The organism is Prolixibacteraceae bacterium (genome assembly GCA_019856515.1).
GTDB lineage: Bacteria > Bacteroidota > Bacteroidia > Bacteroidales > Prolixibacteraceae > Halosquirtibacter > Halosquirtibacter xylanolyticus.
Window position 1 is genome coordinate 1,241,879 of record CP082230.1, and the last position, 17,427, is coordinate 1,259,305.

Genomic DNA, 17,427 nt, shown 5'->3' on the forward strand with positions numbered 1-17,427 from the left:
TTTATCTTATCTTAGAAATCGAGTAACTCGACTACGTAAATTTAAACTAAAATGGTTCGAGATTAGGATACACGACCCGGTCGCAATAGGCGACCACGACGCTGTGTTAACTCTCTACCGTTAATTATCGCTCTCTTACTTGAATTAACCCAAAGATTATCCTTTTTCACTTGGCTATTTTCTGCCTCCTCTTGCAAAATAAAAGAGACTGCAGCCATAGCAGCTTTTAACTTTTTTGCTCTATCTGCCATTTTTCAAGTAAAATTAAATTAGTGAGGAATATTACCATGTTTCTTAGGTGGCAACGCTTCGCTCTTCGTAGAAAGAACCTCTAAAGCATCCACCAAACGAACACGAGTCTCTGAAGGTAAAATTACATCATCAATATAACCACGTTTTGCAGCTTCAAATGGTGTATTAAATTTATCTTCATACTCTTTAATCTTCTCTGCACGCATTGCATCTTGATCCTCAGCACCTGCGATTGCCTTACGATAAGTAGAAATTACCTCTACCGCTCCTTTAGCACCCATCACTGCGATCTCAGCAGAAGGCCATGCAAAAACCATATCCGTTCCAAGATGTTTCGAACTCATTGCAATATACGATCCTCCGTAGTCTTTACGAGTCACAACAGTCAATTTAGGCACTGTTGCTTCTGCATAACTCCACAACAATTTTGCACCGTGACGAATAATACCATCCCACTCTTGCTGTACTCCAGGAAGGTAACCAGGAACATCAACAAACGTAATGATTGGCAAATTATACGCATCACATGTACGCACAAAACGGCTAATTTTGTCAGATGCATTGATGTCCAAACACCCAGCAGAAACCATAGGCTGATTTGCAATGATACCAACCGAACGATTGTTCAAACGTGCAAATCCTACCAATGCATTTGTTGCATAATATTTCTGTACCTCAAAGAGTTCACCATTATCCACGACCTCTTCAATAACATCTTTCATGTCATACGCCATTCTTGCGTCATCAGGAATGATTGTATCCAATGTAGGACATAGACGTGCTGGATCATCACCCATTTCAACAACTGGAGCCTCCTCCATGTTATTGTTTGGTAGATACTCTAACAACTCTTTGACTTGATCCAATGTTTCTTCTTCAGAATCACATGCAAAGTGTGCATTACCACTCTTCTCATTGTGAACCATTGCACCACCTAACTCCTCAAAAGTAGACTCTTCTCCTGTAACTGTTTTAATCACGTATGGAGAAGTGATAAACATATGACTTTGTTTTTTCACCATAAAGATGAAATCTGTCATTGCTGGAGAATAAACTGCTCCACCAGCACATGGTCCCATTATTGCAGAGATCTGTGGGATAACCCCTGATGCACGTGAATTACGGAAGAAAATATCTCCATAACCTTTCAATGCATCCACACTCTCTTCAACACGAGCTCCACCTGAGTCACACAAACCTACTACAGGAACTCCTGATTTCATCGCTAGATCCATAACTTTACAAATCTTAGCGGCATGCATCTCTCCAAGAGATCCTCCACGTGATGTGAAGTCTTGAGAGAAAACAAAAACAGGACGTCCATTTACAAGTCCATGACCAGTAATAACACCGTCTGATGGGATTTCTACTTTATCGATACCGAAATTAGTTGATCGATGTTGAACAAACATGTCCAATTCACGGAAAGTACCTTCATCAAAAAAGTAATCGACTCTCTCACGAGCACTCATTTTACCTTTTTCATGTTGTTTTGCAATACGAGCTTCACCGCCCATTGCACGCACTTTCTCTCTTCTTTCTTTTAATAACTCAATTTTCTCAACAACTTTCATGTCTCAGAGATTAAGTTGTCTGCTTCTCACTTATCAGAAAAACAAGCTTTGATGAATACTAATTTTATTTTATCACTTTTTCATTAACTAAGCAATGAAAAAATATCTTCTTAAAACATGAGATTTCTCAATCTGATGTCTTATTTCATTCCCCAGTTTCGAATACCTTTAATAAGGCTTTAACCCACAGGGTCTCGTACCGAAGAACAAATGTAACAAAATTAGAAAGAATGGACACGCAATTAATGAATATAAAATCAAAAAAGTTTCTTGTCTCAATTCCCCTAATTTACTTCTTGTTATTTAAGACTTTTTTGGCCTATAGGGTATGGTGCCCCCACACCAATTTTATCCCACACCAATCGCAGCCTGATACACAAAGAAAGGAACTATTTCGCTTCTCTAAACAACAATAGTTATGTTTAAAAACATCCATACCATAATTCCTTTCATTTATCATTAGTCAAAATAAAAAGAGGAATAAAAGAACGACAAAGGGTTCCAGTAAAAAAAAAGAGCCACTCCATATAGAGCGGCTCTTTTTTTTACTGGAAATAATTATTACACCAACAATTATTTCACAGCAGTCTGTTCTAGACTTTTTTCGATATTCACCTTCAACTGCTTCGCTTGAGCATAATCAGGATAGATCACTAATGCTTTTTCACAAACAGGCAATGCTTCAGCATAGAAACCATGAGCCTCTTTTTGCGCAGCTTTATACTGATCTGAATTCGTATCAAAGGTCTTTTTTTCTACTTTAGCATTCGCTTGTGTTAACACTTTAGTACCTTTTGCAAAGACACCATTAGCCTCCAACAAATAATACTTAGACAAAGACTTCTTGATAGCCAAACTGTTTGGATATTTCTCAAACCCTTTATTTAACGTAGCAAGATAATTATCAGAATCTTTCATCTTCTTATAACAAAAAGAGATATATCGACATGACTTCTCACCTTTATACCCTTTTTCAAAACACAGGTTAAAATACTTTATCGCTTTATTATATTTTTTCAGCTTATAAGCACATGTTCCCATATTATACAAAGTGTTGTTCTGCTCACTCATAAATTCTGTATCAGCAGCATATGCTTTCTCAAAATTCTCTAGTGCCACACTAAGATTCTTTTGCTTCAATGCCTCATATCCAGCATCTTTCAATTTCTTAGCATCTTGAGCGTTCAAACTTAAAACACTCACCAAAAGGCACAAAACAGCAATTAATTTCTTCATAAAACACTAATTTTAATTATTGAATTTCGTTTTCTTATAGTATCCAAACTCAAAAATAAAACTTTTCAGCGAACAACAAAACCCTCAATTGTAATAAATATTTAAAAACATATTATCATAATCATTTAGACATATTCTCTATCGAGCAATTCAGGATACTCTTGAGACACTTTTATAACCAACTCTCCAAACAAAGTATTCACCCAAGCAAACCACGATCGAGTAAACTTCGATGCATCATCCTTATGCACTCCTTCATGCATAAAACCTTTACCTCCATCCATCTGACACAACATTCTCAAACAAGATGCAACCTCATCTTTATCGCTACTTGTTAACGCTTGCATGATTACAGACATAGGCCACACATAATAAAGCCCCACATGTGGACCCCCAACTCCTTCACAGACTACTCCACGCCAAAAGAAAGGATTATCTTCACTCAAAACAAAATTACGTGTACGTACATACAACTTATCATTAGCATCAATAGCTCCTAAATACGGCAATGACAATAAACTAGGAATATTTGCATCATCCATAAACAATGCATTGCCAAAACCATCCACTTCAAAAGGAATAATTTTCCCATATTTAGGATGTTTTAACACAGCAAACGCCTCCAACGCACCAACAACCTCATTTCTAAGCAAATTGCATTTATTCACAAAGTCCTTATCCTTGTATACATCTCGCATAATTTCAGATAACTGTCTTAATGATGCAACCGCAAAATAGTTAGACGGTATAAGATGAAGGTAAGTTGTAGCATCATCTGACGGACGAAAAGCAGAACAAATCAAGCCTGTAGGTCTTACTGGATTTCCCCATCCAAAACCTGGCATTGTATCGGTTTGCCTATCAGTGGTACGAGTAAAAGAATAAGGACCAGGACCGTCTTTTCGTTGTTGCTCGACGAAAGTCTTATATATGAGTTCCGCAGTTTTATACCAAGAATGATCAAACACACTACTATCTCCTGTTCGCTTCCAATACCCATAAGCTAATCGAACAACATAACACAATGAGTCAATCTCCCACTTACGTTCATGCAACTCATTTTTCATCTCAGTATGATCAGATACCCAATGACTAGGCTTACTTCCATCAAAATTAAATGCATTAGCATAAGAATCAATTTGCACACACTCTGATTGACGGTAAATTAATCCGAGCACCATTTTCCTCAACGAATCGTCTTCATTCAACAAAGGCAAATAAGGCCACACCTGCGCGGTAGAATCCCGAAGCCACATAGCATGAATATCACCAGTTATCACAAAAGTATCAGGCTTGCCATCAATCTCTCTATACTCCACAGTTGTATCTAGAGTATTAGGGAAACAGTTCTCAAAAAGCCAAGCCAACTTAGGATCCTTTATTTTCGTTTTCATTTGATCTATCAACAAATCCACCGCACCACTTCGAAACTTACGATCCGACTCCTCAGGTCTCAAAGAGATAAAATCAACATCTTCCTTAGCTATCAAAGGATTAATTGCTGCAACTCCAACACCCAACAAGGTGCTATTCCGAATAAAATCACGTCTTTTCATCTATTATGTAAATCTTTAATTAAGCAGCTTTAAGGTAGTAATAATTAAGGCTTAAGAAATCCTCTACACAAGAAAAAAACTTAAAAAATAACGAGAGTTGTTACCTATTTACATAAAAACTAAACACACAATTAACCAAGTATACAAATCGGGTAGATGGCTGGAAGATATTTTATCTTCCAGTACACCTCCCACACCACCGTACGTACGGGTCTCGTATACGGCGACTCCCTAAATCACGACTTTACTTTCTGATAATAATCACTTAGCGTAATATAGCCTGCCTTCTCCAAATTCTTATTCGTTATAGTCGTTTGTAGAATTGGACTCTTTGAAATGCGCCAATACTTTTTCCTCGTATTAGCATATTCATACGCTTTGTTCTTCGAAACTCCGAGTTTCATTAAATTCTTCATCTTCGTTCTTACTCTTTTCCAACATTTCCATATTACCATACGGATACGTCGTCTTAGCCATTCATCTACTTGTTTCAGAAATGATTTCATATCTGCCAATCGATAATAGGTTACCCATCCTTGAATATAGCTTTTAAGCTTGGATTTGATTTCATCGTAACCAATACTATTATTCCGTGCTACAATTCCTTCCAAAGAGCGCTTCACTTTCCGTTGTGTCTTTTTCGACAATCGAAAACGAACGACACCTTTTGTTTTGTAAAAACTGTAGCCAAGAAACTTAATCTGATTGTAGCGCACCACTTCTGTTTTATCTCGATTCACTTTTAAGAATAGAGTATCTTCTATAAAACGAATTGTAGAATTCATCGTGCGTGTAGCTCCTCGCTTGCTTTTACATAAGATGACAATATCATCTGCATAACGAACAAACTCATGACCTCGTCTTGTGAGTTCATGGTCTAATTCATTCAGCATAATGTTGCTTAGCAATGGACTTAATGGTCCTCCTTGAGGAACTCCTGTTTCTGTTTCTTGAAACTGCTCTTCAACAACAACTCCGGCTCTTAGATATTTATGGATTAAGGAAACTAATCGACCATCTTTTATCGTTCGTGATAAGATCTCTATCAACTTGCTATGATTTACGGTATCGAAAAATCTTTCCATATCCATATCGATAGCATAATGATAACCTGATGTGATCGTTTGGCTACAGGCTATAATAGCTGTATGTGCTCCTTTATTCGGACGGAATCCAAAGCTATAATTGGAAAACTGTTCCTCATAAATAGGACTAAGAACTTGTGAAATGGCTTGTTGAATAACTCGATCCACGACAGTAGGAATACCTAAAGGGCGTGTTTTACCTGGTTCTTTGGGTATTTCGACTCGTCGTACAGGATTGGGAAGGTACTTCCCTTCTCGTAGTTCTGCTATTAAAACTTCTCGATGAAGTCTGAGATAATCTTTTAAGGATTCCACTTGCATCTCATCAACTCCATGACTCCCTTTATTACGATAAACCTGTAAATAAGCCTTATTTAGGTTACCTGATTCTAGGACACGTTCTAATAAATTATCTGTTGTAATGTTCGTTTCCATAATGCCTTCAGTTATCCCTTGAAAGTGTGCGCTCTTGAGTTATTCTCGAGTTCCGCTCTACCTTCACTTAAGTAGCTATCTTCCGATATTTTCTGCATTGATCCTTTCATTAGGTAACAGTCTGTATTATGAACAATTTAAGATTCAGTCCTTCCTGTAAAGTGGCTACAGTACTATGACCTCGGCTGACTTCTCACAGTTAACTTTTTATGAATGGACAGGGAAATACATTGTATCCATCTGCGAGACCTCCCATGGTAAGGAAATTAACTTTCACTCCATCTATCCGCCACATCTACGGTATAAACTCCGTGTAGAATTCGGACTTTACTTTGTTGTGCAAGCTTATCCAGTTATATACCGCCTAATGCGATTCGTATACCTCGGATCAGAGTTTTGCATACGGCTTCCTTCAGGTTATACCTCACGATAAGCACCCTTGCCTTCTGCTAGGTGGTTGGCTCTACAAACCTCCACTACGGACTTACACCGATTAGTTAATTTCCATGCATGGCACACACAAAAAAAGGCTACCTCTAGGTAGCCTTTATATCATATATCTTTATTAAAAAAGATTATTTTGCACGCTCTTCTAACAAAGTTTTTGTAGTCAAATCACAAACCTCTGAAGGTCCCCAATATTGGATAGGACCAGGATAAACAAAACTTGTTTTTTCAGCCCACTCATCACGCTTCTCAGCATAAGCAAGGAATGGCTTACCATCAAGCTCAACCAAAGCTTTCTGGATAACAGGTTTCATATGACCATGACGTCGCTCCATATTCATCATCATTGTTACAGGAACACCACCTGCAATCCACTCTTCTGCAGAAGCAGTAGTATTACGTACAGATGACATATAACCAGTTTTACCTTGAGCAATCAATACAGAAGCAGTAAAACCTAATGAATAACAGTAATCCGCATCAAAATTAGATGGTGCAGCACAACGACCTTCATAACCAAAAAAGTGATTCTGAGAAGAGAATGATCCAACATAGTTTCCAGCCTCTTTCATCTCTGCCAACTTCACCTCAACCATCTCGATTAACAACTTCTCTGTTTCAATCTTAGACACCTGTACATTTCCGTGTGGATCACGATCTAAAGTCAATTGAGTCGCAATACCAGCAGGAAGTGATCTAAATACCTCTGCCGAAGCTTTAGTAATATGATTTGCAACCCACTCTAAGCGATCTGCCTTAGGAGTAGCCTTAAATTCGTTAGCCGAATCGTGACCTTCTGCCAACAATTCATTTAGTTCTGAGATCAATGTTTTCATCTCTGGAATAAATTCGATCAATCCTTCTGGAATCAATGCCACACCAAAGTTCTCACCATTCGCTGCACGCTTAGCAATTACAGCAGCAATCTCATTTACCACAGCTCCCAAAGTCTGTTCTTTCTCAGCAACCTCTTCTGAAATCAAACACACATTAGGTTGTGTTTGCAATGCACACTCTAAACCAATATGAGAAGCAGAACGTCCCATTAGTTTAATAAAATGCCAGTATTTCTTCGCTGAATTAGCATCACGCATGATATTACCAATCAACTCGGAATAAACCTTACAAGCCGTATCAAAACCAAATGAAGTTTCAATCATGTCGTTTTTAAGGTCACCATCAATTGTTTTAGGACATCCAATTACTTGAACTCCTGTATTTTGTTGTAGATAGTATTCTGCCAACACACAAGCATTAGTATTAGAGTCATCTCCTCCAATAATAACCACAGCATTGATACCTAACTCCTTACAAATTTCAACACCCTTATCAAACTGCCAAGTCTCTTCTAGTTTTGTACGACCTGATCCGATGATATCAAATCCACCAGTGTTACGATACTCATCAATAACATCAGCAGTCAATTCCATGTATTTGTGATCAACCAAACCACCAGGTCCACCTAAGAAACCATATAGTTTGTTATTTGGGTTCAATTTTTTCAAACCATCAAAAATACCTGAAATCACATTGTGCCCACCTGGAGCTTGACCTCCTGAAAGAATCACACCAACGTTTGCTACAGGAAGCTCTGCAGATGCCTCTGAGCCTTCAAAAGTCAACAATGGCATTCCGTATGTATTTGGGAACAATTTTTCAATCTCTGCCTGATCTGCAATCGACTGAGTCTTTTCTCCATCAACAATTACAACAGAATTGTTTTTCAATGACTTAGGAAGCTTAGGAGCATACTGAGCTCTAGCTATCTGTAATGGACTTTTTGTCATGATATTCTTAATTAATTACGATAAAATATTTATAGAATCTTATTATGTGGTAAAATTAATTCAAATTTGATCCATATACAAACACATTGGATAGATATCATGCTTTATAGCATATATTTTACTAACCCAAAATATACTATTTATTATATGACAATTATAACATTACAAAAGAAAGTCTCTAACACATACTCTATACAGTGAAACAAAAAGATTGTAATCAGACATGAACGCAATAAACAATCTCATCCACTCTTAATGGATACTTCACCAATCCCTGAGTGATTAGCGAACATCCATTCCACAAAAAAACATCATTAATTTAGGTGTTTTCAACGTGACCAAATAGAGTTAGATGAAGACGAGGAGCAAAACGCCAACCTCGTTCTATAGCCCACTGACAAACTTTCTTTTGAATCTCTTGATATGAAGCATCCCCAATCCCCATTGGCATCAGTAATACATCATCATCTGTTACATGTTGTAAAACCTCTTTAAATCGAACTTCAATCTCCTTCATATCCTCTTCTGATGAGACAACAAACTTAAGCTGTAAATCTATTTTGTTTCGAAGACGAGCCAAAGCAAATTTCTCTACGTTAAACTCTAACGACTCAAGAACATGTGGATTCTTACGATATGTCGATGAACTGAGTTTTGGAGAGACACTAAATAGATCTACATATTTTTTCAATGAATTTGAAAATATCGTTCCATTTGTCTCCACGGTAACATGAATATCCTCACGCCACCTCTTTAATATCTCTAGAAAAGCAATCAATGCTTTACTCTGAAGTAAAGGCTCTCCTCCTGTGATAACAAGGTGTCTCATATTCCCAATATTCTGTTGAACCACTTTTAAAAGATCTTCAACAGCCCATTTTTCTTTTTTCATTTCTGGATCAATTGCATGCGGAGTGTCACATCGAACCTCTTCTCCATCGATATTCTTCCATGCACAGTCAAGATTACATCCATACAATCGAATAAATAGCGAAGGAACTCCAGCAAGTTTACCTTCCCCTTGTATCGTACCAGCAATAGAAAAACCTGTTTTAGGATTCAACTCCTCTCCATGTAATCCTTTCATAATAGGAAAAACACCGCCTTCTGCAAGAATTAGTTGTGGCATATAACTTTAAGCTTTAGGAGTTTCATTAACATAGGAACGATGAGCAAGTAGATCTTGCCACCATTGAGGAGACTTCCATTCACTCTGCACTCCTTTCGAAAATTTTAAATCAGTTAATGAAAAGAAAACCATATCCAAGTCAGAGGCAAAACATGTTGCTGAACCAGTTTCTGTTTCATGAACTTTCACAGAGTGTAATTGAACATTTCCTTCATTATTAGCAAAAATGGTATTTTGAATAACCTTATCTATCACATAAAAGAATAATAATGCATACCCTTCGGCCGATGGCGAAATAGGCATTGTTACATGACGTTTATTAAAACTATCCACCATTTTCATAAAAGAATCAGACTCTTGATCCCAAACAGAATAAGAGTGATCAAAAGAATCAACCAACTCTTTTACTTTAGATAGAAGGCTAAAATCCATTACCATAAATCCATTATCCAACTTATCAGAAGACAAGCTCACCTCTACACGATAAGAGTGACCATGGATATTTTCTCTACAACGAACAGAAGAACACCCTCTTACAATGTGAGCACCTTCAAATCTGAATATCTTAGTTATAATCATTTTTTTCTTTACTTTAACAACAACCTAAGTGGATCAAATATAGACCTATTTTGTATTTCCTAGAAATGTATTCCATGCACTTTGCAACACGGCTTTCATCTCATGAAGTCCATTCTCTGAAAAATTATCTTTATAAACAACATCATTGGAGTTCAAATCATATACTATCTTAGTACTATCTATGCTCGCTCCAATTCCACCTCCATAGACAAAATATCCAAAGCTCGATGAATTAGGATCCATAAGATCTTTACTATACAAAAATGCTTCTGAAGAAACTCCTAACTGCCCTAGGATTGTAGCTGGCACATCCGTGTTACTACCACTCTTCACTACAACAGTATCCTTCTGTACTACGCCTCCTGCCAATATCATTGGAATATGATATTTTTCTGGATCATTAGCATTGGAGTCATATGGTAATCGATGTCCATGATCTGCTACAAATACAATTAGTGTATTTTTAAACCATGGTTGCTTTTTTGCTTCATTATAGAACCGACCTAAACAGCGATCAGTATATGTGACTGAATTTAGAAACTTATCTTGTTCACTATCCCCTTTGATAACAGTTTCCATTGGAACCTCAAAAGGCTCATGGCTACTTAACGTAAAAACCATTTTAAAGAATGGTGTATCTGAAGCAGCAACATCTTTATTTATATCATTCAATAAAAAGTCTAACATAACACCATCATGAACGCCCCATTTTGAATTATAGTCTTTTGGATCGAAATAACTCATATCCACAACCTTATCAAAATCAGCATTCACTAAGTAACTATGCATATTAGCAAAATCAGTATCTCCCCCGTAATAATAAGTAGTTTTATATCCATACGCTTCTAAAGCCTTAGTTACAAAAGGCAACTGTTGCGATTTCTGTGGATATTTCATAATAGAAGCAGTTGGCTCAGATGGATAACCACTAATAACACCAACAATACCCCGGTCAGACCTATCCCCTGTAGAATATATGTTAGTAAAAAGAATGTTATTATTGGCAATTTTTGTCAAATTAGGGGTGTAGTCCTTATAACCCAAAGCTCCTACCAATTTACCAGAGAAACTCTCCATCAGTACAACAAGAACATTAGGCTTCTCTCCACTCTCTTTCATAGGGGAAACAATCGGAGATTTATGAAATATCTTTTCACGAATATTGTTCGCTTCCGTATTATCCATAAAACGATATGGAGAAGCAAAATCATCCATCTTCGTTACAGAGTACAAAAAATTCCAAGACGAGTTTACAGCAAGATGATTTGGATAGAGATCTTTGCTGAAATAAACGGTTCCCGAATTCATTGGAGCAATACCAAAACCACCCCTAATAGGTATAATCATCAATGCACTTAACAACAGCACACTATTAATAGCTGCATATCTATACAGTTTCTTTTTACCTTCATACCATAAATTAGACTGAAACAGCCTCCCATAAAGCCAATTAGAGGCCAACACAATCAATAAGGTTATCAAGAGTGTAAAAGACATTTGTAAAGGAGTTGTAGATGCCATCGCTTCTTTAGGCGTTTGTAAATAGAGTAGTGGTGTAGCATCCATATGCAACCCCCAATTACGATAAAGCTCACAATCAATCGACACAATTGAAGCTACAATAATCATTAATATGAGATTAAGAACTCGAAAGAACACTCTATTCTTTCGAACTCCTAACATCAAAAATAGCATCAAAAAAATCCCATTAAGCATTGTAATATAACCACTAGCAGAGAAATCCTGACGAACCCCATGGGAAAAAGCTTGTAGAATTATCGTAAAATCTAATGCTGACGTTTGAGGTAACTCATATAATGCAAATACCAAACGCCCAAATTGGAATACAATGGTCCAAAAGATGAAAATCTTAAAAAACCATTTGAATATTTTTCTCATAAAAAATAACGAAAATGGATATTAGAATTAAAGTGAACGCAAATGTAATAATTATGATAGCATAAACACTTTTTTTAATTATTATAAACAATTCGCGGACACACTATTCTATGATACATTTTAACTATCAATGGCTTACAACGTATTAAAAAACAACAAAAAGAGAGATAACCACCAAGATTACCTCTCTACAATACACATTTTTTATCATTTTTCTCACAAAGTAGACAATGACTTATTTAACCTTTATTATACTCCCACTCTCTTTTTAAATCATCATATAACTTCATCGCAACCACTTTCTCTACTCCATGATCCAACATCTTATTCACTTGATAATCTACAGGCAACCACCTGTATGCATATATTTTATTTGCATCAAATTTATCTTGCTGCAACTCTGGATTAAAAATTCTGAAATATGGCGCAGCATCCACTCCACATCCAGCTACCCATTGCCAATTACCAACATTAGAGGCTGGATCATAATCAATAAGATACCTTGCGAAAAAAGCTTCTCCTTTTCGCCAATCCATATGAAGATCTTTACATAAAAAACTTGCAACCACCATCCGAACTCGATTATGGATATATCCACTTTTAACCAACGATGTAATCCCAGCATCAATCATTAAATACCCCGTTTTACCCTCAATCCACTTCTCCCACAAATGCACATCATTTTCCCATTTCATCATATCAAACCGATGATCAAAATTCTCAATCGCAGTTTCGGGGAAAGCAGCATACCAATGTGCAAAGAACTCTCTCCACACCAACTCATTCCACATTGTTCTTGATTTTCCCCATGCCTCAACAGCCAAGCGTTTGATCGATACAACACCAAATCTTAGATACGCACCCATCATCGAGGTCCCCTTCTCTCTCCATGGAAAATCGCGAAATTCCTTATAACTCTCAAGCATCTCATCATTCCAAACATAAAAATCATCTAACCCAAGAGAGTCTATTTCCATGGGCAGATACCCAAATCCAATCTCATGGACAGCTCTGATAGCACTCCATGGCAAATGTTCTGCAGCAAAAAAATGATCCTTGAACTGTTGAAGGTCCTCCTCAAATAATTTCTCACAAGCCTTCATAAATGGAGAATATTTTTTAAATACTCCTCCTTGCTTTGATTTTACTACACCTTTAGGGTAAAGCCAGTTGCCTAAATCAGAGACCAAAGTTCCATTTAATTCTTGAAGTCGTACCTCAATCTTACGATAATCACCTTCTTCATGTGGTGATAATGATGACTCCATGAAGACTTTACGATAATCACCATCATCTATTAACTTACGAATAATCTCTAAACGATCTCCTTTTGTTACAAGGAGATTCGCATCAAACCACTGTAATTGATTTCTTAATCGGGCTAAAGCATCTTGAAGAAAATTTGCCTGAAAAGCATTATAACCATGAGGCCACAAATACTCTTCATCCCAAACATAGAGAAACATCACTTCACAACAACGATCCTTGCAACGGTCCAAACATGCTTTCAACAATGAGTTATTATCTAATCTCAGGTTCCGATCAAAAACAAATAAAATACGACAAAAAGAGCTCATAACGACGATATTATTATCAATTACAACTGACTAAAAGATAAACAATATAAAGCTCTTCATTGTTTCATATGCAAAATTTCATTTATTTTATAGACACACCTAAATTAACAAACTCAACAATTTTTATTAGTGACAATTAGACTTTTATTTACTACTTTGGTAATAATAATTTTAAAAGGTTCATAAACATGAAGAATTTCAGTTTTCATAATAGTGTCAATATAGTTTTTGGTAAAGGACAAATAAGCAAATTGAACTCTCTTATAGACAAAAAGTCTAAAGTAATGATGCTATATGGGGGAGGAAGTATCAAGAAAAATGGTGTATATGACCAAGTCATGACAGCACTTAAAGATCATCAAGTGATCGAATTTTCAGGTATTGAACCCAACCCTGTGTACGAAACATTAATGAAAGCCGTTGAAATCATTCGTCAAGAGAAAGTAGACTTTCTTCTTGCCGTTGGAGGTGGGTCTGTTTTAGATGGAACAAAATTTATCTCATCAGCAGTAAACTTCAAAGGCTACACTTGGGATATCATGTCTAAGAATGCTCCATTAACAGAACCGACATTGCCTATAGGAACAGTATTAACTCTTCCTGCAACAGGTTCGGAAATGAATGCAAATTTTGTTGTAACAAATAAAGATACGCAAGAGAAATTGGGGATGAACAAACCAGAAGTCTTACCTCAATTTTCAATTCTTGATCCAGAAGCTATCTACTCTTTACCTGAACGTCAAATAAGCAATGGTATTGTAGATTCATTTATCCATACGACGGAACAATACCTTACATACCCTGACCATGGATATCTTCAAGATCGTCAAGCTGAAGGTATTCTAAAAACCCTTGTCGAAATTGGTCCAAAATACTTGAATGATAAAACCAATTACGATTTAGCTTCAAACTTTATGTGGTGTGCAACCAATGCCTTGAATGGTCTAATTGGAGTCGGTGTACCTCAAGATTGGGTAACACATATGATTGGACATGAACTAACGGCATTCTATGGTGTCGATCATGGACAGTCTCTTGCCGTTGTTCTTCCGGGAGTTCTTGAAGTAAAAAGGGCCGAAAAAGCAGCAAAATTAGTTCAATATGCAGAACGTGTTTGGGGTATCCAAGAAGAGGATGAGAATAAAAAAATCGATCTTGCTATCCAAAAAACAATTGATTTCTTTGAGTCTTTAGGGGTAAAAACACGTCTATCAGACTACGGTATCAATAGTGATAAATTTAATGATATTAAATCTCGATTCGAACGCAGAGGTATGACAGCCATTGGAGAGAGAGGTACGTTTACACCAGATGATGTGGTGAAAGTACTTGAATTACGACAGTAACTTAAAATGAATTCTAGAAAGAGATGGAGATCAATTCCCCATCTCTTTCTTTTATATTTTAAGTTATTTCAATGAATTGTATACTATAATAGTTTCTCATTATATTTGTGTAAAATTTCATTAATCACAGAGAATGCAGATCACTAAAGAAACCTATTTCAAACACCTAATCGTTCACAAAATTGGGAACAAACATAAGAATGAAGCTTTAAAGCTTTCCGATGAATGTTCTCCTATTCAAGCAGAATTTGCTGAAACGCTATTACGTTTTTTTATGTCACCATTCTCTACGGATGAAGCCTATCATTTTTCAAAAGAAATAAGCACAGAACAACGGCTCTGTGGCATTATTAATGAGATCTTTCATGACCAAGATAATTTCACCCGAAATTCTCAGGACATCGCCCAATATTTATATGACATTTGCAATCATGCAAACATAAAAAATGGCGAACTTTATGTCACCTATATCGAAAACATTCTTCTTGAAGATCAAGTCGTATCAGCAGTAGGACTATTTAAATCAGAACACAAAGAGACTTATCTACGACTTGAAGAGACTGCCCACGGGATAAAGCTAAATAAAGAAGAAGGTATAAATCCACAAAAAATGGACAAAGGATGTGTTATCATTAATACAGAAAAAGAAGATGGCTACCGAATGTTCCTGATTGATAAGGTGAAAAAAAATGACACTGCTAAATTTTGGAAAGAGACATTTCTCAATGCAACATTAGTATGTGATGACAAAGGACTAACATCACAATATCTCGAATTGACACGAAATTTTATCAATGATGTATGTCATGCACAAAATGAAGTACAACCAGTAGAGCAATTGGAAATTATAACGGATACCATGGACTACTTTTCCAATACAGATTCTTTTGACAAAAAAGAGTTCAAGGATAAAGTATTAAAATCACATCCTGATAAAAAAGTACTATTTGATGAGTACCAAAAAGCATGGCAAGATGATAATAAATTAAAACTCAAAGATAAATTCGAAATTACCAATAATGCTGTTGAGAAAGCCAAACAACGTTTTAAGCATGTGCTAAAGTTAGACAAAAACTTCCACATCTACGTCCATGGATCTCAAAAGCTTATTGAAAGAGGTTATGATAAGAAAAAAGAGAAATATTACTACAAGCTCTATTTTGATCAAGAGTTATAAAGCGAGGTAAAGGATGCTAAAGCATCCTTTATTCTTATCTGTAATGATATTTATTTAATAGTTCTCATCAAACAGTTCATCCACTCCTTTACGTACCTTTTTCATCGATTGCGTATGATCAATATCCGACCGGTGACCAATAGCTATCAAGACTTTAGTTCCATATCCCTTCGATCGAATATCAAGAATCTCATCAAAAGCAATAGGATCAAAACCTTCCATAGGACATGCATCAATCTGCATCGTAGCTGTAGCAGTTAATGCCACTCCTAAAGCCAAATAAACCTGACGAGTAGTCCACTCCTCCATCTGTTCTGGAGTCATCTTATCAATCCAACCATACATCATCTCCTTAAAGTCATTCAACGCCTCAACAGGCAACTTTCTGACACTTGCAATTAATTGTATATACTCATCCACATCTTTTCTTGTACACTCCTCCTTACATGCAAAAACCAATAGATGAGAACACTCCACAATTTGTGGTTGATTCCAAGCATACTCTTGAAGTTTCTTTCTGATATCATAATCCTGTACAACGAAAACCTTAAATGGTTGTAAACCAAAAGAGGTAGGAGCCAACCGGATCGCTTCTTTTAATTCTAACAACTGTTCTTTAGATATTTTTTTCTCCGGAGCAAAACGTTTGGTCGCATAGCGCCATTGCAATTGTTCAAGTAATTTCATAATTAACAAATATGGTATTAAACAAGAATTCTATATAAGAGAACAAATTATTATAATAAAAGTTCAGACCTATTTAATCCTCAACGCTTTATTTGGATGGTTGTCATGCTCCTAATCTTAATTAAAAACTACATTTCGCACTAAATAGAAAAGAGATGTCGAAAAGAAACATCGAATAATACTTCTGGATAAAAGTGATAAAATTGGAAGGCACATTCTAAAATTGCAATATCACAATCTGAGTAATTACCTTTATCTCGACAGCAATGGTTCAATACCTACTATAACTCATTGTTAGAGCAAACATATAGACTGCATTTAGGATCATCTCTTTACGCTACAATAATTACGACAATATAAGGTCTACTCCACTAGAACTATCGGATCAGATTGGCTCCTACAGCAACAAAATAACACAACTAATCGGAGCATTAAAGATCGAGTCCGTATTAACCATCAATGCCACAACCATCCCTACAAGATACTACACAGAATTTAAAGAATTCTATCAAAAAGTAGTGGACAAACAGAAAGAGTGTATCGGTTTAGCAAACCAATACCAGCAGCTTAATTCATTCTAAATTTCATATATTGGGATAGAGGAGTTAAGAACATCGCCTATCCCTTTTCTCCAGATTTATAATCTCTTTTCAATCGGAAC

At 36.3% G+C, this 17,427-nt stretch carries 13 protein-coding genes; 2 read left to right on the forward strand and 11 right to left on the reverse strand.

Annotation, left to right across the window (positions count from 1 at the left end; genetic code table 11):
• Window positions 1-62: 62 nt before the first annotated feature.
• From K5X82_04205 to K5X82_04250, 10 genes are all read right to left on the reverse strand, one after another.
• Complete coding sequence (locus K5X82_04205) at window positions 63-251, reverse strand: hypothetical protein (protein ID QZT38108.1); 189 nt, start codon at window positions 249-251, stop codon at window positions 63-65.
• An 18-nt stretch (window positions 252-269) separates the two neighbouring features.
• Entirely contained in the window at window positions 270-1,826 is a 1,557-nt protein-coding gene (locus K5X82_04210; protein QZT38109.1) for a methylmalonyl-CoA carboxyltransferase, read from the reverse strand.
• A 573-nt stretch (window positions 1,827-2,399) separates the two neighbouring features.
• The gene (locus tag K5X82_04215) at window positions 2,400-3,062 is read right to left on the reverse strand and encodes a hypothetical protein (GenBank protein QZT38110.1); all 663 of its coding nucleotides are present in this window, start codon (window positions 3,060-3,062) and stop codon (window positions 2,400-2,402) included.
• Between the two features lie 125 nt (window positions 3,063-3,187).
• Window positions 3,188-4,618, reverse strand: a complete 1,431-nt coding sequence (locus tag K5X82_04220; GenBank protein QZT38111.1) for a glycoside hydrolase family 125 protein — start codon at window positions 4,616-4,618, stop codon at window positions 3,188-3,190.
• 236 nt (window positions 4,619-4,854) lie between these two features.
• A complete protein-coding gene (ltrA, locus tag K5X82_04225; GenBank protein QZT38112.1) occupies window positions 4,855-6,138 on the reverse strand; it encodes a group II intron reverse transcriptase/maturase in 1,284 nt (427 codons plus the stop codon).
• Window positions 6,139-6,713: 575 nt separating this feature from the next.
• Window positions 6,714-8,372: a diphosphate--fructose-6-phosphate 1-phosphotransferase gene (locus K5X82_04230; protein ID QZT38113.1), complete on the reverse strand. Its 1,659-nt coding sequence runs from the start codon at window positions 8,370-8,372 to the stop codon at window positions 6,714-6,716.
• A 319-nt stretch (window positions 8,373-8,691) separates the two neighbouring features.
• Window positions 8,692-9,501: a 7-carboxy-7-deazaguanine synthase QueE gene (locus tag K5X82_04235; GenBank protein QZT38114.1), complete on the reverse strand. Its 810-nt coding sequence runs from the start codon at window positions 9,499-9,501 to the stop codon at window positions 8,692-8,694.
• Between the two features lie 6 nt (window positions 9,502-9,507).
• On the reverse strand, window positions 9,508-10,080 hold the full coding sequence (locus tag K5X82_04240; protein ID QZT38115.1) for a 6-pyruvoyl tetrahydropterin synthase family protein: 573 nt from the start codon (window positions 10,078-10,080) through the stop codon (window positions 9,508-9,510).
• A gap of 45 nt (window positions 10,081-10,125) precedes the next feature.
• Complete coding sequence (locus tag K5X82_04245) at window positions 10,126-11,979, reverse strand: LTA synthase family protein (protein ID QZT38116.1); 1,854 nt, start codon at window positions 11,977-11,979, stop codon at window positions 10,126-10,128.
• A gap of 239 nt (window positions 11,980-12,218) precedes the next feature.
• Entirely contained in the window at window positions 12,219-13,556 is a 1,338-nt protein-coding gene (locus tag K5X82_04250; GenBank protein ID QZT38117.1) for a deoxyribodipyrimidine photo-lyase, read from the reverse strand.
• A 188-nt stretch (window positions 13,557-13,744) separates the two neighbouring features.
• On the opposite strand from K5X82_04250, the gene K5X82_04255 reads away from it, so the two are divergent.
• Window positions 13,745-14,902 (forward strand): iron-containing alcohol dehydrogenase, encoded by a 1,158-nt coding sequence (locus tag K5X82_04255; GenBank protein ID QZT38118.1) that lies wholly within the window; start codon window positions 13,745-13,747, stop codon window positions 14,900-14,902.
• Window positions 14,903-15,035: 133 nt separating this feature from the next.
• A complete protein-coding gene (locus K5X82_04260; protein ID QZT38119.1) occupies window positions 15,036-16,079 on the forward strand; it encodes a nucleoid-associated protein in 1,044 nt (347 codons plus the stop codon).
• A gap of 54 nt (window positions 16,080-16,133) precedes the next feature.
• On the opposite strand, the gene K5X82_04265 is transcribed toward K5X82_04260, so the two are convergent.
• On the reverse strand, window positions 16,134-16,766 hold the full coding sequence (locus K5X82_04265) for an NAD(P)H-dependent oxidoreductase (protein QZT38120.1): 633 nt from the start codon (window positions 16,764-16,766) through the stop codon (window positions 16,134-16,136).
• Between the last annotated feature and the right edge of the window lie 661 nt (window positions 16,767-17,427).